The organism is Micromonospora sp. NBC_01655 (assembly GCF_026339755.1).
GTDB lineage: Bacteria > Actinomycetota > Actinomycetes > Mycobacteriales > Micromonosporaceae > Micromonospora.
This window is the reverse complement of record NZ_JAPEQF010000001.1, coordinates 5,066,540-5,089,605: the sequence shown is the minus strand read 5'-3', so window position 1 is coordinate 5,089,605 and position 23,066 is coordinate 5,066,540. Positions and strand designations below refer to the sequence as shown.

General features: G+C 70.5%; 20 protein-coding genes and 3 rRNA genes. 14 read left to right on the top strand and 9 right to left on the bottom strand.

Annotation, left to right across the window (positions count from 1 at the left end; all coding sequences use genetic code 11):
- Positions 1–30: 30 nt before the first annotated feature.
- A complete protein-coding gene (argH, locus tag OOK41_RS22975) occupies positions 31–1,494 on the top strand; it encodes an argininosuccinate lyase (protein WP_266266662.1) in 1,464 nt (487 codons plus the stop codon).
- An 80-nt stretch (positions 1,495–1,574) separates the two neighbouring features.
- Here the strand turns inward: argH and OOK41_RS22970 are convergent, their stop codons facing one another.
- Complete coding sequence (locus OOK41_RS22970) at positions 1,575–1,928, bottom strand: MmcQ/YjbR family DNA-binding protein (RefSeq protein WP_266267950.1); 354 nt, start codon at positions 1,926–1,928, stop codon at positions 1,575–1,577.
- Positions 1,928–2,410, bottom strand: coding sequence for a DNA-binding protein (locus tag OOK41_RS22965; protein WP_266266661.1), 483 nt, complete (start codon positions 2,408–2,410; stop codon positions 1,928–1,930). The genes OOK41_RS22970 and OOK41_RS22965 overlap by 1 nt, the downstream gene beginning before the upstream one ends.
- A gap of 142 nt (positions 2,411–2,552) precedes the next feature.
- On the opposite strand from OOK41_RS22965, the gene OOK41_RS22960 reads away from it, so the two are divergent.
- From OOK41_RS22960 to OOK41_RS22940, 5 genes are all read left to right on the top strand, one after another.
- Positions 2,553–3,194, top strand: coding sequence for a DNA-3-methyladenine glycosylase (locus OOK41_RS22960; protein WP_266266660.1), 642 nt, complete (start codon positions 2,553–2,555; stop codon positions 3,192–3,194).
- 96 nt (positions 3,195–3,290) lie between these two features.
- Entirely contained in the window at positions 3,291–4,376 is a 1,086-nt protein-coding gene (locus OOK41_RS22955) for an exo-alpha-sialidase (RefSeq protein WP_266266659.1), read from the top strand.
- Entirely contained in the window at positions 4,377–4,652 is a 276-nt protein-coding gene (locus OOK41_RS22950; protein ID WP_266266658.1) for a ubiquitin-like small modifier protein 1, read from the top strand.
- A gap of 107 nt (positions 4,653–4,759) precedes the next feature.
- On the top strand, positions 4,760–5,902 hold the full coding sequence (locus OOK41_RS22945) for an LLM class flavin-dependent oxidoreductase (RefSeq protein WP_266266657.1): 1,143 nt from the start codon (positions 4,760–4,762) through the stop codon (positions 5,900–5,902).
- Positions 5,899–6,522, top strand: coding sequence for an FMN reductase (locus OOK41_RS22940; RefSeq protein ID WP_117671735.1), 624 nt, complete (start codon positions 5,899–5,901; stop codon positions 6,520–6,522). Before OOK41_RS22945 ends, OOK41_RS22940 begins: the two co-directional genes overlap by 4 nt.
- Before the next feature lie 150 nt (positions 6,523–6,672).
- On the opposite strand, the gene OOK41_RS22935 is transcribed toward OOK41_RS22940, so the two are convergent.
- The gene (locus tag OOK41_RS22935; RefSeq protein ID WP_117671737.1) at positions 6,673–7,557 is read right to left on the bottom strand and encodes a universal stress protein; all 885 of its coding nucleotides are present in this window, start codon (positions 7,555–7,557) and stop codon (positions 6,673–6,675) included.
- A gap of 297 nt (positions 7,558–7,854) precedes the next feature.
- On the opposite strand from OOK41_RS22935, the gene OOK41_RS22930 reads away from it, so the two are divergent.
- The gene (locus tag OOK41_RS22930) at positions 7,855–8,331 is read left to right on the top strand and encodes a cyclic nucleotide-binding domain-containing protein (RefSeq protein ID WP_266266656.1); all 477 of its coding nucleotides are present in this window, start codon (positions 7,855–7,857) and stop codon (positions 8,329–8,331) included.
- A 116-nt stretch (positions 8,332–8,447) separates the two neighbouring features.
- Here OOK41_RS22930 and OOK41_RS22925 read toward each other — a convergent pair whose 3' ends face one another.
- On the bottom strand, positions 8,448–8,777 hold the full coding sequence (locus tag OOK41_RS22925; RefSeq protein WP_266266655.1) for a hypothetical protein: 330 nt from the start codon (positions 8,775–8,777) through the stop codon (positions 8,448–8,450).
- Positions 8,778–8,855: 78 nt separating this feature from the next.
- On the opposite strand from OOK41_RS22925, the gene OOK41_RS22920 reads away from it, so the two are divergent.
- The 3 genes from OOK41_RS22920 to OOK41_RS22910 all read left to right on the top strand — a co-directional run bounded on the left by OOK41_RS22920 (position 8,856) and on the right by OOK41_RS22910 (position 11,571).
- Complete coding sequence (locus tag OOK41_RS22920; protein WP_117671742.1) at positions 8,856–9,338, top strand: GNAT family N-acetyltransferase; 483 nt, start codon at positions 8,856–8,858, stop codon at positions 9,336–9,338.
- Positions 9,339–9,403: 65 nt separating this feature from the next.
- A complete protein-coding gene (locus tag OOK41_RS22915) occupies positions 9,404–10,045 on the top strand; it encodes a hypothetical protein (protein WP_266266654.1) in 642 nt (213 codons plus the stop codon).
- 155 nt (positions 10,046–10,200) lie between these two features.
- Positions 10,201–11,571 carry a hemolysin family protein gene (locus tag OOK41_RS22910; RefSeq protein WP_266266653.1) on the top strand — a complete coding sequence of 457 codons (1,371 nt, stop codon included), beginning with the start codon at positions 10,201–10,203 and terminating at the stop codon, positions 11,569–11,571.
- 124 nt (positions 11,572–11,695) lie between these two features.
- Here OOK41_RS22910 and OOK41_RS22905 read toward each other — a convergent pair whose 3' ends face one another.
- The 4 genes from OOK41_RS22905 to OOK41_RS22890 form a co-directional block, all read right to left on the bottom strand.
- On the bottom strand, positions 11,696–12,013 hold the full coding sequence (locus OOK41_RS22905) for a PRC-barrel domain containing protein (RefSeq protein ID WP_117671748.1): 318 nt from the start codon (positions 12,011–12,013) through the stop codon (positions 11,696–11,698).
- Entirely contained in the window at positions 12,000–12,374 is a 375-nt protein-coding gene (locus tag OOK41_RS22900; protein ID WP_266267947.1) for a hypothetical protein, read from the bottom strand. Before OOK41_RS22900 ends, OOK41_RS22905 begins: the two co-directional genes overlap by 14 nt.
- A 2-nt stretch (positions 12,375–12,376) precedes the next feature.
- Entirely contained in the window at positions 12,377–13,603 is a 1,227-nt protein-coding gene (locus tag OOK41_RS22895) for an NRAMP family divalent metal transporter (RefSeq protein WP_266266652.1), read from the bottom strand.
- Positions 13,604–13,691: 88 nt separating this feature from the next.
- The gene (locus tag OOK41_RS22890; RefSeq protein ID WP_207892876.1) at positions 13,692–14,075 is read right to left on the bottom strand and encodes a PaaI family thioesterase; all 384 of its coding nucleotides are present in this window, start codon (positions 14,073–14,075) and stop codon (positions 13,692–13,694) included.
- 106 nt (positions 14,076–14,181) lie between these two features.
- On the opposite strand from OOK41_RS22890, the gene tyrS reads away from it, so the two are divergent.
- From tyrS to rrf, 4 genes are all read left to right on the top strand, one after another.
- Positions 14,182–15,489 (top strand): tyrosine--tRNA ligase, encoded by a 1,308-nt coding sequence (gene tyrS / locus OOK41_RS22885; protein ID WP_266267943.1) that lies wholly within the window; start codon positions 14,182–14,184, stop codon positions 15,487–15,489.
- A gap of 622 nt (positions 15,490–16,111) precedes the next feature.
- Positions 16,112–17,624, top strand: a 16S ribosomal RNA gene (locus tag OOK41_RS22880).
- 376 nt (positions 17,625–18,000) lie between these two features.
- A 23S ribosomal RNA gene (locus OOK41_RS22875) occupies positions 18,001–21,107 on the top strand.
- Between the two features lie 85 nt (positions 21,108–21,192).
- Positions 21,193–21,309: ribosomal RNA gene (gene rrf, locus OOK41_RS22870) — 5S ribosomal RNA — on the top strand.
- The 16S, 23S and 5S rRNA genes sit together here, the layout of an rRNA operon.
- Positions 21,310–21,400: 91 nt before the next feature.
- Here the strand turns inward: rrf and OOK41_RS22865 are convergent.
- A complete protein-coding gene (locus tag OOK41_RS22865) occupies positions 21,401–23,038 on the bottom strand; it encodes a hypothetical protein (RefSeq protein ID WP_266266651.1) in 1,638 nt (545 codons plus the stop codon).
- Positions 23,039–23,066 lie beyond the last annotated feature (28 nt).

Genomic DNA, 23,066 nt, shown 5'->3' with positions numbered 1-23,066 from the left:
AGTCGTGAGTGAAAGGCAGACTCAGCAATGATGAGCGGCGTGGACGACAAGAGCCTCACCGAGAACAGCGCCGCGACCAACCGTACGAGCCTGTGGGGCGGCCGGTTCGCCGGCGGCCCCTCCGAAGCCCTGGCCCGGCTGTCGGTCAGCGTGCAGTTCGACTGGCGCCTCGCCCCGTACGACCTCGCCGGGTCCCGGGCGCACGCCCGGGTCCTGGCGGGCGCGGGCCTGCTCGACCCGGAGGAACTGGGCCGGATCCTCGCCGCCCTGGACGACCTGGAGGCCGCCTGCGCCTCCGGGGCGTTCCGCCCCACCGTGGACGACGAGGACGTGCACACCGCCCTGGAGCGCGGGCTGCTGGAGCGGCTCGGCAGCCTCGGCGGCAAGCTGCGCGCCGGCCGGTCCCGCAACGACCAGGTCGCCACCGACCTGCGGCTGTACCTGCGCGACCACGCCCGGGGCGTGGCCGGCCGGCTGGTCGAGCTGGCCGAGGCCCTCGTCGAGCAGGCCGAGCGGCACGTCGACACCGCCGCGCCGGGGATGACCCACCTCCAGCACGCCCAGCCGGTCACCTTCGGTCACTGGCTGCTGGCCCACGTGCAGCCGCTGCTGCGCGACCTGGACCGGATGCGCGACTGGGACCACCGGGCCGCGATCAGCCCGCTCGGCGCGGGCGCGCTCGCCGGCTCCGGCCTGCCGTTGGACCCGGTGGCCGTCTCCAAGGAGCTGGGCTTCCGTACGTCCTTCGCCAACTCGATGGACGCCGTCGCCGACCGCGACTTCGTCGCCGAGTTCCTCTTCATCACCGCGATGGTCGGGGTGCACCTGTCCCGCCTCGGCGAGGAGGTGGTGCTCTGGACGTCGCAGGAGTTCGGCTGGGTCGAGCTGGACGACGCCTTCGCCACCGGCTCGTCGATCATGCCGCAGAAGAAGAACGCGGACATCGCCGAGCTGGCCCGGGGCAAGTCCGGCCGGCTCGTCGGTGGCCTGATGAGCGTGCTCACCATGCTCAAGGGCCTGCCGATGACGTACGACCGGGACATGCAGGAGGACAAGGAGCCGGCCTTCGACGCGGTCGACACCCTGGAGCTGCTGCTGCCGGCCCTCGCCGGGATGATCTCCACGATGACCGTCCGCGTCGACCGCCTGGTGGCCGCCGCCCCCGTCGGCTTCTCCCTGGCCACCGAGGTCGCCGACTGGCTGGTCCGCCGCAACGTGCCGTTCCGGGACGCGCACGAGATCACCGGCAAGCTGGTCGCGCTCTGCGCGGTCCGCGACTGCGCCCTCGACGAGGTCTCCGACGCCGACCTGGCGACGGTCAGCGAGCACCTCGACCCGTCGGTGCGCGACGTGCTCTCGGTGCCCTCGGCGCTGGCCGCGCGGATCACCCCCGGCTCCACCGGCCCCGGCCCGGTCGCCGACCAGCTCGCCGCCGCCGCCGACCAGCTCGCCGGCTGGCGGGAGTGGGCCGCCGAGGTGGTCGTACCCCGCTGACGACCCGGTCGTGACGCGGCGCGCGGGGTTCTCCCGCGCGCCGCGTCCGTCGTTCCCGCCCGCGTCCGCCCCCGGCTGGCTCAGCCGGCCGCGGGGCGTTCGCGCCTCGGCAGCTTCGCCACCACCGCCTCGTACGAGGCGTCCACCGCCTCGCGCAACTCGTCGTCGCCGATCGCCCCGCCCAGCCGCAGGCTGTTCCAGCCGTACCGGCCGATGTGGGAGGAGGGGGCGGCGTCGGCGGGGAACCGGTGCAGCCACTCGTCGGCCAGCTCCCGGGTCGGGCCGCACTTGAGGCCCACCCGGTCGCCGGACTCCGGCCCGAGGAACGCGAAGATCCGGCTGCCCACCTTGGCCACCGCCTCCTCGCCCCACGGCTGGTCGAGCCACGCCCCGGGCTTCGCCAGGCAGTGCGCGAGCAACTCGGCGCGCTCCATCACGGCCGCCCGCCGTCGACGGTGGCCCCGGCGGCCGGGCCGGGCCCGTCCTCGTCGGCCCCGGCTCCGACCCGCCCGGTGAGCCGCTCGAAGCGCTGGCGGGCGGCCTGCGCCGAGCCGAGCCCCAGCCCGTGGGCGACCGCCTGCCAGGTGAGCCCCCGGTCCCGGGAGAGCCGGAGCAGCCCGGCCTCCAGCGCGTCCACCTCGGCGCGCAGGTGCGGGACGAGGGTGAGCGCGGCGACCAGGTCGGCCGAGTCGACCGGATCCTCCCCGTCGGCCAGCTCCGCCCCGCCGGCGGCCAACGCGGTCACCAGGGCCACCGCCTCGTACGGGTCGAGCACGTCCGGGTGGGCGTAGCGGTGGCGGCGGGCGTCGTCGCCCGCGTGCCGTTCGGCGATCCGGGTCAGTGCGGCGTACGTGCGGTGCGCCCGGGCCCGCCCGGGGTCGGGCGCGGCGAACGGGTCCTGCTGCTCCACGGTCATGCCCCGATACCAACAGATAAACGGACTGATGTCAACGACATGTTCATACTCCGTGTTTGACTTATTTGAGTCTGACTGCAACCCCGATTGCCGAGAAGGCCGTCGTCGTGCCGGTCGGAGCGGTGCCGGATAGGGTCGGGTGATGGCGCCGTACCCCGACGTGCCGGCGACCGACGCCGGCCTGGCCACGCTGGCCGACCTGCTGGCCGGCCCGGTCGTGCCGGCCGCCCGGGGCCTGCTCGGCTGCCGGCTGTCGGCCGGCGGGGTCACCGTCCGGATCACCGAGGTCGAGGCGTACGCCGGCACGGCCGGCGACCCGGCCTCGCACGCCCACCGGGGCCGCACCCCGCGCAACGCCGTGATGTTCGGCCCGGCCGGGCACGCCTACGTCTACTTCACCTACGGCATGCACTGGTGCGTGAACGTGGTGACCGGGCCCGACGGGGAGGCGTCGGCGGTGCTGCTGCGGGCCGGCGAGGTGATCGAGGGCGTCGAGGTGGCCCGGGCCCGCCGCACCGCCGTACGCCGGGACGTGGAACTCGCCCGGGGCCCGGCCCGGCTCTGCGCCGCCCTCGGCATCGACAGGGCGGTGTACGGCTGCCACCTGCTCGGCGACGGCCCGGTGCGGCTGCGCCCGGCCGCCGAGCCGGTGCCCGATTCGGCGATCGCGGCCGGCCCCCGGGTCGGGGTGACCGGCGCGCATGACGTGCCGTGGCGGTTCTGGCTCGCCGGCGACCCGACGGTGAGCCAGTACCGCCGGCACGTGCCCCGCGCCCGTCGCTGACCGGCGGCGCTCGCCCCGGCGAGTCCCGCCGGGATTCTGTCGGACCGGGTGGCGATACTCAGGTCATCTGCTCTCCCGGCTCACCGGAGGACGCTCATGACGACCCTGCTCGCGATCGGCACCGGCAAGGGCCTCTTCCTCGCCACCAGCACCGACGGCCGTCGGAGTTGGGAGATCGGTGGCCCGCACTTCCCGATGACCGGGGTCTACGCGGTGGCGGTGGACAAGCGGCGCGCCGTTCCCCGTCTGCTCGCCGGGATGACCAGCTCGCACTTCGGGCCCAGCGTGGCCACCAGCGACGACCTGGGGTCGTCCTGGCACGAGCCCGAGCACGCCCCGGTCGCCTTCCCGGCGGACACCGGGGCGAGCCTCGGCCGGGTCTGGCAACTCACCCCCGCCGGGCCGACCGAGCCGGACGTGGTGTGGGCCGGCACCGAGCCGTCGGCGCTCTTCCGCTCCGCTGACGGCGGTCACACCTTCGAGCTGGTCCGTGCGCTCTGGGACCATCCCCACCGCACGCAGTGGGGCGCGGGCTTCGGCGGGCAGGCGGTGCACAGCGTCCTGCCGCACCCGCACGACCCGGCCCGGCTCGTGGTGGCCATGTCGACCGGCGGGGTCTACCGGTCCGACGACGCGGGGGCGAGTTGGGTGCCGGGCAACACCGGCATCCACGCCTACTTCCTGCCCGACGAGTGGCCCGAGTTCGGCCAGTGCGTCCACAAGATCGCCCGGGACGCCGGCGACCCCGAGCGGCTCTACGCCCAGAACCACCACGGGGTCTACCGCTCCGACGACGGTGGCCGCAGCTGGGCGTCGATCGCCGCCGGCCTGCCCAGCGACTTCGGCTTCCCGATGGTGGCCCATCCCGCCCGTCCCGGGATGATCTGGTCGTTCCCCCTCGTCGCCGATTCGCAGCGCTTCCCGGTGGGCCACCGCTGCCGGGTCTACCGTTCCGCCGACGCCGGCGGGACGTGGGAGCCGCTCTCCGCCGGCCTGCCCGACGGCCCGTTCTACCCGGCGGTGCTGCGCGACGCGATGTGCGCCGACGACGCCGACCCGGCCGGGGTCTACTTCGGCACCCGCTCCGGCGAGGTCTACGCCAGCCGCGACGAGGGCGACTCGTGGTCCCTCGTCGCCGCCCACCTGCCCGACGTACTGTGCGTCCGGGCCGTGGAGGTCTGAGTGGTCACCGTTCTGGTGCCCGGTCCGCTGCGCGGCGAGGTCGGCGGTGCGGCGCGGCTCACCGTCCGGGCCGACGGCACGCTGCGCGACGTCCTCGACGAGCTGGCCCACGGCTGGCCCCGGCTGTCCCGGCGGCTCCGCGACGAGCGCGGTGAGCTGCGCCGGTACGTCAACGTCTACGTCGACGGGGAGGACTGCCGGCACGCCGGCGGCCTGGCCGCGCCGGTCCGTCCCGGCGCCGAGGTGCAGGTGCTGCCCTCGGTGGCCGGTGGCTGACCCCCCGGGCCCACCGGCCCGCCCGACGGAATAGTTGATTCATCAAATATGTTGTGCGCTGCGTCCGGGGGCCGGGGACGGTCCCGGTAGTCAGCGAGGAGCGGGTCATGCAGTTCGGGATCTTCACCGTCGGCGACGTCACCGTCGACCCGACCAATGGGCGGGAACCGTCGGAGCACGAGCGGATCAAGGCGATGGTGGCCATCGCCCGCAAGGCCGAGGAGGTCGGGCTCGACGTCTTCGCCACCGGCGAGCACCACAACCCGCCGTTCGTGCCGTCGTCGCCCACTACCATGCTGGGCTGGATCGCGGCCCGCACCGAGCGGCTGCTGCTCTCCACCGCGACCACGCTGATCACCACCAACGACCCGGTGAAGATCGCCGAGGACTACGCGATGCTCCAGCACCTCGCCGACGGCCGGGTCGACCTGATGCTCGGCCGGGGCAACACCGGCCCGGTCTACCCGTGGTTCGGCCAGGACATCCGCAACGGCATCCCGCTGACCATCGAGAACTACGACCTGCTGCGCCGGTTGTGGCGGGAGGACGTGGTCGACTGGTCCGGCCGGTTCCGTACCCCGTTGCAGTCGTTCACCTCGACCCCGCGCCCGCTGGACGGGGTGCCGCCCTTCGTCTGGCACGGCTCGATCCGCAGCCCGGAGATCGCCGAGCAGGCCGCCTACTACGGCGACGGGTTCTTCGCCAACCACATCTTCTGGCCGAAGGAGCACACCCAGCGGATGGTCGGCCTGTACCGGGAGCGCTTCGCCCACTATGGTCACGGCTCGCCCGACCAGGCGATCGTCGGCCTCGGCGGCCAGGTGTTCATGCGGCGCAACTCGCAGGACGCGGTCCGGGAGTTCCGTCCGTACTTCGACAACGCCCCCGTCTACGGCCACGGGCCGTCGCTGGAGGAGTTCACGACGCAGACCCCGCTGACCGTGGGCAGCCCGCAGCAGGTCATCGACCGGACCCTCGGCTTCCGCGACTACGTCGGCGACTACCAGCGCCAGCTCTTCCTGGTCGACCACGCCGGCCTGCCGCTGAAGACCGTGCTGGAGCAGCTCGACATCCTCGGCGAGGAGGTGGTCCCGGTGCTGCGCAAGGAGTTCGACTCGCTGCGTCCCGCGCACGTGCCCGAGGCGCCCACCCACGCCTCGCTCGTCGCCGCCCGAGCCGTCGCCGGACCGGCCGCCGGGTCCACCGCCGGGTCGGCCGCCGCCGGTGCGGGGACGGAGGCCGGCCGATGAGCCGCCGCACCCTGGCCGTGGTGTCCGCCGGGCTCTCCCAGCCCTCGTCCACCCGGCTGCTCGCCGACCAGCTCGCCGCGGCCACCCGCGACGAGCTGGTCCGGGCGGGCGGCGAGGTCGAGCTGCGCCCGATCGACCTGCGCGACCACGCCCACGACGTCGTGAACAACCTGCTCACCGGCTTCCCGCCACCGGCGCTGCGGCAGGCCCTGGACGCCGTTGCCGGGGCCGACGGCATCGTCGCGGTCACGCCGATCTTCAACGGGTCGTACACCGGGCTGTTCAAGTCGTTCTTCGACGTGCTCGACGCCGGCTCGCTGGTGGACCGGCCGGTGCTGATCGCCGCCACCGGCGGCACGGCCCGGCACTCCCTGGCCCTGGAGCACGCACTCCGGCCGATGTTCGCGTACCTGCGGGCGGTGGTCGTGCCCACGGCGGTCTTCGCCGCGCCGGAGGACTGGTCCGGCGGGACCGCCGAGGGCGCCCTGCGTGCCCGCGTCGTCCGCGCGGGCGGGGAGCTGGCCGACCAGGTGCGCCGGCGGCCCACCGCCGCCCCGCCCGACCCGTTCGCCCTCACCACCAGCTTCGACCAGCTGCTCGCCGGCGGCGACCCGGCCTGACCGGCCCGCCGCCCACGGCGGGCGGCAGGGCTCGCAGACGGCCGCCCCGCCCGGCGGACGCCGTACCCGGTCTTGGCTGGTGCCGGCCGGGCGGTGGACGGGGCGGGGCCGGTGGGTCGGCGCGGGCCGGTCCGGTACCGCCCGAGCGGCTCAGTCCTCGCCGGCCGGGCGCGGGTGGGCGACCAGCACCGGGCAGTGCGCGTGCTGCACCAGCGCCTGGCTGACCGAGCCGAGCAGCAGCCCGGCGAAGCCACCGCGCCCGCGGGAGCCGACCGCCACCAGGGTCGCGCCCCCGCTCGCCTCGATCAGCGCCCGCGCGGGCCGGTCCGCCCGCAGCGGCCGCCGCTCGACGGCCAGCCCGGGGTGCGCCGCCGCCACCTCGGCGGCGGCCCCGGCGAGCAGGTCCGCCGACTCGGCCCCGGCCGCGGCCCCGGCCTCCACGACCTCGTCGGGCACCGGCCGGTCGGCGCCGGTCGGGGCGACGTGCGCCAGCGTCAGGCCGGTGCCCCGGCGGGCCGCCTCGTCGGCGGCGAGCGCCACCGCGAGCCGCCCCGGCTCCGACCCGTCCACCCCGACGACCACCGGGCCGCCGACCGGAATGGGCTGCTCCTCGGGGCGGACCACGAGCACCGGGCAGCGCGCGTGCCCGGCCACCTGGGCGCTGACGGAGCCGAGCAGCAGGCCGGCGAAGCCGCCCAGGCCACGGCTGCCGACCACCACCAGCTCCGCCCGGCGGGACTCCTCGACCAGGCTCACCGCCGGACCGCCGGCCACCTGGCGCACCTCGACGTCGACGTCGGGCCAGCGTCCGCGCAGCTCGGCCGCCGCCCGGTCGAGCATCCGCCGGGACTCGTCGGTCGGCGCGGGCACCCCCAGGTCGTACGGATTGACCGGCACGCCGTAGCCGAGCGGGTGCAGGTAGCCGTGCACCAGCAGCAGCGGTCGGGACCGCCCCGCGGCCTCCTGCGCCGCGTACTCGGCGGCGACCAGGCTCGACGGCGATCCGTCCACGCCCACCACGACAGGTCGGTTCATCAGCTCTCCCTGGCTCGGTCAGAGGTCATTGTCGGCGGGCTCGCCCCCGATCACCGGGATTTGCCCGGACACGCCGCCCGGCACGCCGTCCCACTCCACCGTGTCGCGGACGCCCCGGCGGTGGCAGGGGCGTAGCGCCCGCCCGGACCGGGACCAACGGCCCTGCCGCCAGCGACCCACCGAGGGGTCGAATGGGGCAGGCGGGGTCCGCCGAACCCGCTGCCCGCCGGCTGACGCGCCCAGACCCGACGGCCCAGACCCGACGGACCCGCACCCGCCGAGGCGAGAGGAGGCACCATGACCCCGCTCGACATGCTCCGCACCCACCCGTTCCTGGCCGGCGTGCCGGAGCCCTGGCCGACCCGGCTGACCGGGTACGCCCGCCCCGTCGCCTGGCACCCCGGCCACCGCCTGTTCCGGGCCGGTCAGCCCGCCGAGCGGTTCTGGCTGGTCCGGAGCGGGGAGGTGGCCCTGGACTTCCCGGTGCCCGGGCGCGGCGACGTGGGGATCGAGACCATCGGCCCGGGCGGGGTGCTCGGCTGGTCCTGGCTGTTCCCGCCGTACCGGTGGCAGTTCGGGGCGGTCGCGGTGCGGCGCAGCACCGCCGTGGAGTTCTCCGCGGCCGGGGTGCGCCGGCTGATGGAGTCCGACGACGCCTTCGGCCGGCAGCTCACCACCCGGTTCATGAGCGTGGTGGTGGACCGTCTCCAGGCGGCCCGGGTTCGCCTGCTGGACCTGTACGGCTACCCGGCGGCCCTGCCCCCGGCGGGCTGACCGGCCCCGGCGCGCCCACTCGACCTGCTCTGCCGAGGCCCGGACGCCGGTGGCCCGGCGACATGGACCACTGGTGACGGCCCGATGCGCGCCTGGCCACCACCGTCGGCTGCCCGTCACCCGTCGCCGGTGGACTCCCGCCCGGACGCACTGCCCTGGGCGTCGACGCGCTGGTGGACGATCAGCTCGTCGACCTCCAGCCGCCCGATGCGCAGGTCCCGGATCACGGCCCGGCGGATCGCCAGCCGGCCGATGGCGAGGACGGCCACCGCGACCATCCCGCCGGTCAGCGCCGAGACGGCCAACGCCCCGGTGGCCGCCGCCCCCACCGCCCGCGCCCCGATCGCCAGCCCCCCGGTCGCCGCCGCGCCGGTGGCGGTCGCGCCGGTGAGCCGGACCCCGGCAACCCTGGACCGGCCACGTCGGACCAACCGGTAGCTACTCATCCCCAGATCCTGCCATGCCCACCCCCACCCCCACCCTCCTCCCTCCCACCCTCCCAGGGGGAGGGGTAGCCTGCTGCGGTGAGCGCCGAGGAGCTGCGACTGCGCCTGGTGCGCGATGAGGACCTGTCCCACTTCTTCGCCTTCGAGCAGGACCCGGAGGCCAACTGGGTGGCCGCCTTCGGCCCGGCCGATCCGGCCGACCGGGCGGCGTTCGACGCGCACTGGCGGCGCATCCGCGCCGACCCGGCCATCGTCACCCGCACCGTCACTGTCGACGGCGTCGTCGTGGGCCACGTGGCCGCCTTCCCCGTCGGGGAACAGACCGAGGTCAGCTACTGGATCGACCGGGCCCGCTGGGGTCGCGGGTACGCCACCCGGGCGCTCGCCGCGCTGCTGGCCGAGCTGCCGCAGCGGCCGGTGCACGCCCGTGCCGCCAAGGACAACGCCGCCTCCCTCGCCGTGCTGCGCAGGTGCGGCTTCGTCGTCCGCGGCGAGGACCGGGGGTACGCCAACGGTCGCGGCACCGAGGTCGACGAATGGGTCCTGGAACTCGCCGGCTGACCCGGACGCGGCACCGGGCGGCGGCCCGGCGGGCGAGCCGAGCTGGTTACCACTAGTCTCGCGGGGTGAACTGGCTGGACTTGATCGGCTGGATCGGCTCGGCGCTGCTGGTCTGGTCGCTGCTGCAGGCGCGCGTCCTGCGGCTGCGTGCGCTCAACCTCGTCGGCTGCCTCGTGCTGATCGGCTACAACGCGGCCCTCGCCGTGTGGCCGATGGTCGGGCTCAACGTGGTGCTCGCCGTGATCAACGTGTGGTACCTGCGGAAGATGCTCACCACCCGGCACGACGAGCAGACGTACCAGGTGGTGGAGGTGGGGGTCGACGACCAGTTCCTGGCACACACCCTGCGGGTGCACGCCACCGACATCGCCCGGTTCAACCCCGACTTCCGCTGGGGCGGGCAGACCGCCCGGCGCTCGGCGTTCCTGGTGGTCCGGGCCGACGAGGTGGTCGGGGTGGTGCTGTCGCACGCCGAGGGCGACGACGTCGCCCAGGTCGACCTGGACTACGTCACCCAGCGGTTCCGCGACTTCACCCCCGGGGAGTTCGTCTACCGGCGCAGCAGCCTCTTCACGGACCGGGGGTTCCGTCGGGTGGTCAGCCCGCCCGGCATGGTCGCCCCCTACTACCACCGGCTCGGCTTCCGCCCCGTGGGCGGCTCGTACGTGCTCGACCTGCCCGCCCCGCCCGTCGCCGACCGGGTCTGAGCCGCCGGTCGGCGAGTCCTGACCAGCCGGTCGACCGGATCAGGATTCGCGGACCCGGGCGCTGGGCACAGACAGCCCTGCACCGACCGGGGCCGCCGGGCGGTGCCGCCGGTCGTACCCGACCGGGGTCGTCCTCGTGAGGGAGAGAACCGGGCGTGCAGAGCTACTGGAGCCAACTGGCCCTGGTCGGAGTCCTGGTCGTCCTCAACGCGATCTTCGCGGGCAGCGAGATGGCGCTGGTCTCGCTGCGGGACAGCCAGGTCCAGCGGCTGGAGCGGACCAGCCGGGCCGGCCGGGTGCTGGCCCGCCTCGCCAAGGACCCGAACCGCTTCCTGGCCACCATCCAGATCGGCATCACCCTGGCCGGCTTCCTCGCCTCCGCCGCCGCGGCCGTTTCCCTGGCCCGGCCCCTGGTGCCGCTGCTCGGGGTGTTCGGCGGCGCCGCCGAGACGGTGGCCATCGTGGCGGTCACCCTGGCCCTGACCTTCGTCACCCTGGTCTTCGGCGAACTTGCTCCCAAGCGGATCGCCATGCAGGCCGCCGAGCGCTGGGCGCTGCTGGTGGCCCGCCCGCTGGACCTGCTGGCGACCCTCACCCGGCCGGCCGTCTGGGCGCTCGGCGCCACCAGCGACCTGGTCGTCCGCCTCGTCGGGTTCAACCCGAAGCACGAGCCGGAGGAGATCGGCCCCGACGAGCTGCGCGACATCGTCGCCGGCAACCACGGCTTCACCAAGGAACAGCGGACCATCATCGCCGGCGCGGTGGAGATCGCCGACCGGCGGCTGCGCGCGGTCCTCGTACCCCGGTTACAGGTCTTCACGCTCGACAGCGGGACCACCGCGGAGGCTGCCCGGCTGGTGCTGGCCGCCACCGGGCACTCCCGCGCGCCGGTGGTGCGCCACGGCGGCCTCGACGACGCGGTCGGCGTCATCCACCTGCGCGACCTGGTCGGGGTGCCGGTCGACCGGCCGGTCGACGAGTGCGCCCGCCCGCCGATGCTGCTGCCAGACTCGCTGCCCGTGGTCGACGCGCTGCGCCAGTTCAAGGCCGAACGGCAGCACATCGCCCTGGTCGTCGACGAGCGCGGCGCGGTCGACGGGATCGTCACCCTGGAGGACATCCTGGAGGAGATCGTCGGCGAGATCTACGACGAGACCGACCGGGACGTGCACGGCGTGCGCACCGAGGCCGACGGCGCGCTGCTGCTGCCCGGCACCTTCCCCGTGCACGGCCTGCCCGACATCGGCGCGGAGCTGCCCGGCCGGCCCGCCGGCGACTACACCACGGTCGCCGGGCTGCTGCTCACCCTGCTCGGGCACATCCCCACCGTCCCCGGCGAGGACGTCACCATCGACGGCTGGCAGCTGGAGGTCGCCGACATCGACCACCGGGCCATCACCGCCGTACGGCTGCGTCGGGCCGCTGCCCCCGCCGGGCCGGACGCCGACGAGAGCACCGGGAGCGCCGAGAGCACCGGGAGCGCCGACGCCGACGCCGAACCCGCCCTCGACCCGGCGCGCGGCTGACCGCCGGTCGCAACCCGCGCTCACCCCGCCGACGCGGCGCCGGCGGTCGACCCGCTGGTCGTGGCCGCCGCGGCCGGTCCGCCGGTCGACGTCCGCGACCGGCCCCGGGCAGGTCGGCGCAGGTTCATCGCTCATCCGCCGGCTCCCCGAACGGGAAGCCGGGCACCGGAGGGACCAACCGGACCAGGTCGGCCGGCACCTGTTGGCTGCCACGGCTGAGCTGCCGGGCCACCAGGCGGATCAGCCACGGCCCCGACGGGTGCCGCTCCGGCCCGATCAGTCGTCCGCTCATCCGGCTGTACCAGTGCCGCGCCACGATCAGGTCGGTCAGCCGTAGCCGCCCGCCCGGGCCCGCGTCGCGCACCACCACGTCCACCACCCGGCCCAACCGCCGCCCGTGCAGGTCGTACGCGGTCCGGCCGAGCAGCTCACCCGCCCGCACGGTCCGACCCCGGGATCCGGTCGATCAGGTGCCGGCGCAGCCAGTCCTCCACCGGTGAGCCGGGCAGCTCGTCGAGGCGGACCCGCAGCCGCACCGCGCTGTCCACCCGCTCCACCAGCGGGTACGGGATGCGCATCGGCGCCGCCGGCGAGCTGTCGACGAACCAGTCCGCCACCGCGACGAGGAGCCGCCCGATCCGCCCGCCCATCCGCTGCCCGAGCGCGACCTGCCCGGACAGCACGGCCCGCACGTACGGCACCCCGTCGGTGTCGATCCCGAACTCCACGTCGTCGACCTTGCCGACCAGTCGCCCGTCCCGGTCGACGATCTGCCGGTCGAGCAGCTGCCGGCCGAGCTGCATCCTCACCGGCCCATCCCCGTCACCACCGCCAGCGGGATCGCCGCCACCGACGCGGCGATGATGACCAGCAGGAACACGGCCCCCAACAGGTTCAGCAGCGGGCCGTTCACCCGGTCGCCCAGGTACGTCCGGTCGTTCGCCACGATCAGGATCGGCAGGTACGTCAGCGGCAGCGCCACCGCGCTGATGATCAGCATGTACTCGGTCAGCGCCACCGGGTCGATCGTGGTCAGCAGCACCAGCACCCCGAGCAGGATGCTGACCAGCAGCACGCTGTGGAACCGGGCGGCCTCCCGGGGGCTCACCCGCTTGCCCCACTGCCAGCCGAAGTACTGCGCCGCCGCGTACGCCGCGCCCAGCCCGGTCTCCAGCGCGGCGCCGAAGGTCACCGCGAAGAACGCCAGCGCCGCCACCGCCAGCCCCGCGCCCCCGAACGCCAGCACCACCGGGTGCGCCACCTGGTCGAGGGAGCCCAGCGACGTCCCGGTCGGATGGAACACGACCGCCGCCGTGGCGATCAGCGACAGGGCGAGGAACCCGCCGACCGGGAAGCCGATCAGCACGCTGAACCGGGCGTCGGCCAGGTCCGCGCCGCTCCATCGCTCCTCCACCCCGCCGGAGGAGAAGAAGAACACCTCGTACGGGCTGACCGTCGAGGCGAACAGCGCCACCGCCACGAACCAGTACGCCCCCCAGCCCTGTCCCGCCGCCCCGCCGTGCAGCGCACCCCGGCCGAGCGCCGCCCAGTCGGTGGGCAGCCAGAACAGCGCCACCGCGAACACCACCAGGGCCAGCCCGGCCAGCCCGAACACCCGCTCCATCAGCCGGAACCGCATCCGCCACAGCACCAGCCAGACCGCCAGGGCGGCGACCGGCACCCAGATCAGGTAGCTCAGCCCGGAGGCCAGTTGCAGGGCCAGCGCCACGCCGCCCAGCTCGGCGGCGAGGGTCAGCACGGTCACCAGGTAGGAGGCCACCAGGTTGACCAGCGCCACCCGCGGTCCCAGCCGCTCCCGGACCAGGTCGAACACCGCCCGCCCGCTGACCGCCGCGATCCGTCCGGCCATCTCCGCGTACGCGCAGATGCCGACCACCCCGAGCAGCAGCACCCAGGCGTGCGCCATGCCGAAGCGTGCCCCCGCCTGGCTCGCCGCCACCAGGTCGCCCACGTCGACGAAGCCGCCGACGGCCGAGAGGACGCCGAGCGTGGCGGCGAGGAGCTTCCTCACCTCGGGGGTCGGTCAGCGGATGCCATCGCCGCGACGATAACCGGGCGTACAGCCACTCATGCCCCGAAACGGGCATCCGGCGGGTTGCTCAGTCCGCGGTCAGGTTCTGCAACCGGACCTGCCCCCGGGAGACCAGCCGCCCGGCGTCGTCGGAGATCTCCACCTGCCAGAGCTGCTGGCTGCGGCCCCGGTGCACCGGGGTGCCGACGGCCGTCAGCTCGCCGTCGCGCACCGCCCGGAGGAAGTCCGTCTGGTTCGACACCCCGACCACCCGGCCCCGCCCGCCCAGCCACAGCGAGCCGCCGACGCTCGCCGCCGTCTCCACCACCGCGCAGTACACCCCGCCGTGCTGGATGCCGTACGGCTGGTGCAGCTCGGGACGGACCCGCCACCGGATCACCACCCGGTCCCCGCTCACCTCGTCGAACTCCAGGCCGAGCAGGGCCACGAAGCCCCCGGTCAGGTCCGGCATCTCCACGACGGTCCTCCTCGCGCACGGAAGGGGCCAGCCTAGCCAACCGTGATCAGGGGCAAACCCGGTACGGCCCCGCCCGGGGGATGGGGGAGAATCGGTGACCGTGACCGACAGCAGCCTCCCGCCGCCCGGGCGGGACACCCTCACCGAAGACCTGCGGTGGCGAGGCCTCATCCAGGACTCGACCGGCCCCGACGAGCTGCGCGCGCTGCTCGACGGCGGGGCGGCCACCTTCTATGTGGGCTTCGACCCGACGGCGGCCAGCCTGCACGTCGGCCACCTCATGCAGGTCGCCACGGCCCGCCGGCTCCAGCTCGCGGGGCACCGCCCGCTGCTGCTCGTCGGCGGGGCCACCGGCCAGATCGGCGACCCGAAGGAGAGCGCCGAGCGGGCGCTGAACCCGCCCGAGGTGGTCGCCGGCTGGGTGGGCCGCATCCGCGACCAGCTCTCGCCCTTCGTCGCGTACACCGGGGACAACGCGGCGCGACTGGTCAACAACCTGGACTGGACCGGCGAGATGTCGGTGGTCGAGTTCCTCCGCGACGTCGGCAAGCACTTCCCGGTGAACAAGATGCTGGCCCGGGAGGTGGTGAAGGCCCGGCTGGACAGCGGCATCAGCTTCACCGAGTTCAGCTACCAGCTACTCCAGGCCAACGACTTCTACGAGCTGCACCGTCGGCACGGCTGCCAGCTCCAGTTCGGCGGCTCCGACCAGTGGGGCAACATCACGGCAGGCGTGGACTACGTCCGGCGCCGGGGGGCGGGGCCGGTGCAGGCCTTCGTCACCCCGCTGGTGACCAAGGCCGACGGTACGAAGTTCGGCAAGACCGAGGGCGGGGCCGTCTGGCTCGACCCGGAGCTGACCAGCCCGTACGCGTTCTACCAGTTCTGGCTCAACGCCGACGACCGGGACGTGGTCCGCTACCTGCGCTACTTCAGCTTCCGCCCCCGTGAGGAGATCGAGCAGCTGGAGAAGGAGACGGCGGAGCGCCCGGCGGCCCGGCTCGCCCAGCGGGCCCTCGCCGAGGAGCTGACCACCCTGGTGCACGGCGAGCGGGAGATGGCCCAGGCGGTCGCCGCCAGCCAGGCGCTGTTCGGCCGGGGGTCGCTGGACGAGCTGACCCCCGAGACGCTGCGGGCGGCGCTGGCCGAGGCCGGGCTCGTCCACCTCACCGAGCTGCCCGACGTGGCCGGCCTGCTCAAGGAGTCGGGCCTGGTGCCGAGCATGAAGGAGGCCCGGCGGGTGATCTCCGAGGGCGGCGCGTACGTCAACAACAACCGGATCACCGAGGTCGACGCGACGGTGGCGGCCGAGGAACTGCTGCACGGCCGGTACCTGGTCCTGCGCCGCGGCAAGAAGTCCTTCGCCGGGGTGGAGCTGCGTGACCGGGCGGGTACGTCGAGAGTGTGACGCGGGACGCCCCCGGCGGATTTGACGATCAATCCGCCGGGGGCGTAACTTTCTCTCTGTCAGCGCGGAACGGACGAAGCAGGCGAAAGTCCTGAAGGCCGGAGCGCGGAAATGAGTTCCGGGCGGCGAGGGTGGTACTCCTCGGAGCCCGGGCCGGGCGGGGCCCCGGATCTGCCGCAGGGTGGATTTGGCGAGGCGAGACCGACCGGGTATGGTTCACCGCCGGTAGGGAACCGGGCGAGTTCGCGGGTCACCGCGGCGGCCGGCCTGCCGGAAACCACGGACGAGGCGGCGCAAGCCGCCGAATATGTGGTGCCCGTTATTCGGGTGGAAGCGGGTCGGATCGGGTTACTCCGGTTTGACATGGCGGAAACCGGCGGGTAACGTAGTAAAAGTGCCCGGCGCGAGAGTGGCGGGTGTGGGATGAACGAAGTGCCCCGGATGGGGGTTCCACTGGGTGGGATTCGCCGGATGGTGTGTGGTTGTTCTTTGAGAACTCAACAGGGTGCTTGATAAGCCAGTGCCAAATTGATTTATACCCCGGACTGGTCGGGCTTTTGCTCGGTTGGTTGGGATTCCTTTGGCAACACTTTTGTTGTCGGGACAGTTTTTCAACAAGTTTTTGTTGGAGAGTTTGATCCTGGCTCAGGACGAACGCTGGCGGCGTGCTTAACACATGCAAGTCGAGCGGAAAGGCCCTTCGGGGTACTCGAGCGGCGAACGGGTGAGTAACACGTGAGCAACCTGCCCTAGGCTTTGGGATAACCCTCGGAAACGGGGGCTAATACCGGATAAGACTTCTGACCGCATGGTTGGGGGTGGAAAGTTTTTCGGCCTGGGATGGGCTCGCGGCCTATCAGCTTGTTGGTGGGGTGATGGCCTACCAAGGCGACGACGGGTAGCCGGCCTGAGAGGGCGACCGGCCACACTGGGACTGAGACACGGCCCAGACTCCTACGGGAGGCAGCAGTGGGGAATATTGCACAATGGGCGGAAGCCTGATGCAGCGACGCCGCGTGAGGGATGACGGCCTTCGGGTTGTAAACCTCTTTCAGCAGGGACGAAGCGTAAGTGACGGTACCTGCAGAAGAAGCACCGGCCAACTACGTGCCAGCAGCCGCGGTAAGACGTAGGGTGCGAGCGTTGTCCGGATTTATTGGGCGTAAAGAGCTCGTAGGCGGCTTGTCGCGTCGACTGTGAAAACCCGCAGCTCAACTGCGGGCCTGCAGTCGATACGGGCAGGCTAGAGTTCGGTAGGGGAGACTGGAATTCCTGGTGTAGCGGTGAAATGCGCAGATATCAGGAGGAACACCGGTGGCGAAGGCGGGTCTCTGGGCCGATACTGACGCTGAGGAGCGAAAGCGTGGGGAGCGAACAGGATTAGATACCCTGGTAGTCCACGCTGTAAACGTTGGGCGCTAGGTGTGGGGGGCCTCCGGTTCCCTGTGCCGCAGCTAACGCATTAAGCGCCCCGCCTGGGGAGTACGGCCGCAAGGCTAAAACTCAAAGGAATTGACGGGGGCCCGCACAAGCGGCGGAGCATGCGGATTAATTCGATGCAACGCGAAGAACCTTACCTGGGTTTGACATGGCCGCAAAACTCACAGAGATGTGGGGTCCTTCGGGGGCGGTCACAGGTGGTGCATGGCTGTCGTCAGCTCGTGTCGTGAGATGTTGGGTTAAGTCCCGCAACGAGCGCAACCCTCGTTCGATGTTGCCAGCGCGTTATGGCGGGGACTCATCGAAGACTGCCGGGGTCAACTCGGAGGAAGGTGGGGATGACGTCAAGTCATCATGCCCCTTATGTCCAGGGCTTCACGCATGCTACAATGGCCGGTACAATGGGCTGCGATACCGTGAGGTGGAGCGAATCCCAAAAAGCCGGTCTCAGTTCGGATCGGGGTCTGCAACTCGACCCCGTGAAGTCGGAGTCGCTAGTAATCGCAGATCAGCAACGCTGCGGTGAATACGTTCCCGGGCCTTGTACACACCGCCCGTCACGTCACGAAAGTCGGCAACACCCGAAGCCGGTGGCCCAACCCTTGTGGAGGGAGCCGTCGAAGGTGGGGCTGGCGATTGGGACGAAGTCGTAACAAGGTAGCCGTACCGGAAGGTGCGGCTGGATCACCTCCTTTCTAAGGAGCACCTTCCGATGAAAGTCGGTAAGGAGCCCGCGCTGCCCGGATGTGGTGGTGGGGTGCTCGGATGGCGGAGACACTGGTGAGTTTTTCTTCGGCAACGGCCGGGGCGTCTAGTACAGCTGCCTTTTGGGGTGGTGGGAACGGTTTGCTCCTGGTGCGGCTGGGGGATGGCGTAGAGCACCCTGTTGGGTCCTGAAGGAACAACCGTTGGTTGTTGTTTCAGAGACTGGTCCGAGGTTGTGTGCTTCGGGAGTCTGCCAGGCATGGCCTGGTCTCGCATACCGCCGGCGGTTGTCGGGTTTGGTGTGGGGCTGTGGGTTGTGGGTTGGTCGTTTGTTGAGAATTGCACAGTGGACGCGAGCATCTTTGTGGTCAAGTTGTCAAGGGCGAACGGTGGATGCCTTGGCACCAGGAGCCGATGAAGGACGTGGGAGGCCGCGATAGGCCTGGGGGAGCTGTCAACCGAGCTGTGATCCCAGGGTGTCCGAATGGGGAAACCTGGCATCAGTCATGTGATGTCACCCGCACCTGAATGCATAGGGTGTGTGGAGGGAACGCGGGGAAGTGAAACATCTCAGTACCCGTAGGAAGAGAAAACAAGAGTGATTCCGTGAGTAGTGGCGAGCGAAAGCGGATGTAGGCTAAACCGGTTGCGTGTGATACCTGTCAGGGGTTGCGTGGTCGGGGTTGTGGGACCCTGCTGAGTGTACTGACATGCATTCGAGGAGTTATAAAGCCAGTTGCTAGCCGAACAGTCTGGAATGGCTGACCGTAGGCGGTGAGAGTCCGGTAGGTGAAAGTGGCTGGTCTTCTGTGGGTGTTCCCGAGTAGCGGCGGACCCCTGTAATCTGCCGTGAATCTGCCAGGACCACCTGGTAAGCCTAAATACTTCCTGGTGACCGATAGCGGACGAGTACCGTGAGGGAATGGTGAAAAGTACCCCGGGAGGGGAGTGAAATAGTACCTGAAACCGTTCGCCTACAATCCGTCGGAGCCTTGCGGGGTGACGGCGTGCCTTTTGAAGAATGAGCCTGCGAGTTAGTGGCATGTGGCGAGGTTAACCCGTGTGGGGGAGCCGTAGCGAAAGCGAGTCTGAATAGGGCGTTCAGTCGCGTGTCCTAGACCCGAAGCGGAGTGATCTAGCCATGGGCAGGCTGAAGCGCGGGTAAGACCGCGTGGAGGGCCGAACCCACCAACGTTGAAAAGTTGGGGGATGACCTGTGGTTAGGGGTGAAAGGCCAATCAAACTCCGTGATAGCTGGTTCTCCCCGAAATGCATTTAGGTGCAGCGTCGCGTGTTTCTTGCCGGAGGTAGAGCACTGGATGGTCTAGGGGGCCCACAAGCTTACCGAAATCAGCCAAACTCCGAATGCCGGTAAGTGAGAGCGCGGCAGTGAGACTGCGGGGGATAAGCTTCGTAGTCGAGAGGGAAACAGCCCAGATCACCAGCTAAGGCCCCTAAGCGTGTGCTAAGTGGAAAAGGATGTGGGGTCGCATAGACAACCAGGAGGTTGGCTTAGAAGCAGCCACCCTTTAAAGAGTGCGTAATAGCTCACTGGTCAAGTGGTTCCGCGCCGACAATGTAGCGGGGCTCAAGCACACCGCCGAAGCTGTGGCATTCACATTTTAATCTCGCGTGCCCTTGATGGTGCGTGCAGGTGTGTGGATGGGTAGGGGAGCGTCGTGCCGGGGGTGAAGCAGCGGGGTGACCCAGTTGTGGACGCGGCACGAGTGAGAATGCAGGCATGAGTAGCGAAAGAAGGGTGAGAAACCCTTCCGCCGGATGACCAAGGGTTCCAGGGCCAGGCTAATCCGCCCTGGGTGAGTCGGGACCTAAGGCGAGGCCGAGAGGCGTAGTCGATGGACAACGGGTTGATATTCCCGTACCCGCGAAAGAGCGTCCCTGATGAACTTCGTTGTGCTAACCATCCGATCTTGGTGAGGTCTTCGGACTGATCTGGGGGAGCGTGGGAACCTGGCGGGTAGTAGTCAAGCGATGGGGTGACGCAGGAAGGTAGCTGATCCCGGCCGGTGGTTGTGCCGGGGTAAGCGTGTAGGCCGTGTTGTAGGCAAATCCGCAACACATGTGGCTGAGACGTGATGCCGAGCCGATTCAGGTGAAGTCAGTGATCCTATGCTGCCGAGAAAAGCCTCTAGCGAGTTCTTAGCGGCCCGTACCCCAAACCGACACAGGTGGTCAGGTAGAGAATACCGAGGCGATCGGGCGAACTGTGGTTAAGGAACTCGGCAAATTGCCCCCGTAACTTAGGGAGAAGGGGGGCCGGAGACGTGAAGCCCCTTGCGGGTGGAGCGTTGTATGGCCGCAGAGAGCAGGGGGAAGCGACTGTTTACTAAAAACACAGGTCCATGCGAAGAAGTAATTCGATGTATATGGACTGACGCCTGCCCGGTGCTGGAACGTTAAGGGGACCTGTTAGCTCTTCGGGGCGAAGCGGAGAACTTAAGCGCCAGTAAACGGCGGTGGTAACTATAACCATCCTAAGGTAGCGAAATTCCTTGTCGGGTAAGTTCCGACCTGCACGAATGGCGTAACGACTTCCCCACTGTCTCAACCACAGGCCCGGCGAAATTGCATTACGAGTAAAGATGCTCGTTACGCGCGGCAGGACGGAAAGACCCCGGGACCTTTACTATAGCTTGACATTGGTATCCGAATTAGCTTGTGTAGGATAGGTGGGAGCCGGTGAAGTCCATACGCCAGTATGGGTGGAGGCAATCTTGAAATACCACTCTGGTTGATTTGGGTATCTAACTTCGGGCCGTTATCCGGTTCAGGGACAGTGTCTGGTGGGTAGTTTAACTGGGGCGGTTGCCTCCTAAAGGGTAACGGAGGCGCCCAAAGGTTCCCTCAGCCTGGTTGGCAATCAGGTGTTGAGTGCAAGTACACAAGGGAGCTTGACTGTGAGACTGACAGGTCGAGCAGGGACGAAAGTCGGGACTAGTGATCCGGCACTTGCGAGTGGAAGCGGTGTCGCTCAACGGATAAAAGGTACCCCGGGGATAACAGGCTGATCTTCCCCAAGAGTCCATATCGACGGGATGGTTTGGCACCTCGATGTCGGCTCGTCGCATCCTGGGGCTGTAGCAGGTCCCAAGGGTTGGGCTGTTCGCCCATTAAAGCGGTACGCGAGCTGGGTTTAGAACGTCGTGAGACAGTTCGGTCCCTATCCGCCGTGCGCGTAGGATACTTGAGAAGGGCTGTCCCTAGTACGAGAGGACCGGGACGGACGAACCTCTGGTGTGCCAGTTGTCCCGCCAGGGGCACGGCTGGTTGGCTACGTTCGGAAGGGATAACCGCTGAAAGCATCTAAGCGGGAAGCCTGCTTCAAGATGAGGTATCCCACCCCTCTTTGAGGGGGTAAGGCCCCCAGCTAGACGACTGGGTTGATAGGCCGGAGATGTAAGCTCGGTAACGGGTTGAGTTGACCGGTACTAATAGGCCGAGGACTTGATTACTAAGCTGCTACGCGTCCACTGTGCAACTCTCGGCAAATGAACAACAGACCAGTTGTGTTGGTGTTGTTTGATATGTCGATAGAGTTACGGCGGTCATGGCGGAGGGGAAACGCCCGGTTACATTCCGAACCCGGAAGCTAAGCCCTCCAGCGCCGATGGTACTGCACTCGGGAGGGTGTGGGAGAGTAGGACACCGCCGGACATTCTTTCCAGTCGAGGGCCGCCCCATCCGGGTCGGCCCTCGACTGCGTAGCGTCGGTTCCGGCGCAATCAGAAAGGATGTACCTGTGAGTTCAGGACCGCACGACGGCGAGCGTCCTCGTCGTTACGAAGACCGCTCCGACCGACGTGACGGGGCGCCCCGACGCGATGACCGCCCCCCGTACCGCGGCGACCGCGACGACCGATCCGGTGGCCCGCGGGGCGGCCAGGGCGGCCGTGACGGTGGCTTCCGTGGTGGGGAGCGCCGCGAGGGCGGGTACCGCGGTGGTTCCCGTGACGACTCCCGCTCCGCCGGCGGCGGTTACCGCCGGGACGGCGACAGCCGGGACGGTGGCTTCCGCGGGGCACCGGGAGGCGAGGGCCGGGACTTCCGTGGCGGTGACCGCCGGGAGGGCGGCTTCCGCTCCGGATCGCGTGACGGCGGCCCGCGTGAGGGCGGTTTCCGCGGCGGCGACCGTGAGGGCGGCTCCCGTCGTGACGGTGACAGCCGTCCGGGTGGCTTCCGCGGCGGTGACCGCGAGGGCGGTTTCCGCTCGGGCCCGCGTGAGGGCGGTTTCCGTGGCGGGGAGCGCCGCGAGGGTGGTTTCGGTGGTGACCGTCGTGAGGGTGGTTTCCGTTCCGGTCCGCGTGAGGGTGGCTTCCGCCGTGACGGTGACGGCCGGCAGGGTGGTTTCCAGGGTGGTGACCGCCGCGAAGGCGGTTTCCGTGGCGGTGACCGTCGTGAGGGTGGCCCGCGTGAGGGCGGTTTCCGTGGTGGGGACCGTCGTGATGCCCCGCGTGAGGGTGGCTTCCGTTCCGGACCCCGTGATGGTGCCCCGCGTGAGGGTGGCTTCCGTGGCGGGGAGCGCCGCGAGGGTGGTTTCGGTGGTGACCGCCGTGAGGGTGGTTTCCGTTCCGGTCCGCGTGAGGGTGGCTTCCGCCGTGACGGTGACGGCCGGCAGGGTGGTTTCCAGGGTGGTGACCGCCGCGAAGGCGGTTTCCGTGGCGGTGACCGTCGTGAGGGTGCCCCACGTGAGGGTGGTTTCCGTTCCGGACCCCGTGACGGTGCCCCGCGTGAGGGCGGTTTCCGTGGTGGGGACCGTCGTGATGGTGCCCCGCGTGAGGGTGGCTTCCGTGGCGGGGAACGTCGCGAGGGTGGCTTCCGCCGTGACGGTGACGGCCGGCAGGGTGGTTTCCAGGGTGGTGACCGTCGCGAGGGTGGTTTCCGTGGCGGGGACCGTCGTGAGGGTGGCCCGCGTGAGGGTGGCTTCCGTTCCGGACCCCGTGACGGTGCTCCGCGTGAGGGTGGCTTCCGTGGTGGTGACCGTCGTGAGGGCGGTTTCCGGTCCGGTCCGCGTGAGGGCGGCCCCCGTGAGGGTGGCTTCCGGGGCGGGGAGCGTCGCGAGGGTGGCTTCGGTGGCGACCGCCGCGAGGGCGGCTTCCGTGGTGGCGACCGTGAGGGTGGCTTCCGGGGTGCGGACCGGGCCGGTCAGGGCGAGCGTCCGCGCCGTGACGACCGACGTGGGTTCGAGGATCGGCGGCGGGAGGGCGGCTACGGTGCCGGCCCCGCCCGCGAGGACCGGCGGGACCGCGCAGGGGCGGCGGAGGGCGACCGTACCGGGGACGCGCCCGCGCTGCCCGACGAGATCGTCGCGACCGACCTGGACTCGACCGTCCGCGCCGAGCTGCTCTCGCTGGCCAAGCCGGTGGCCGACACCGTCGCCCGGCACCTGGTCGCGACCGGCCAGCTGATCGACG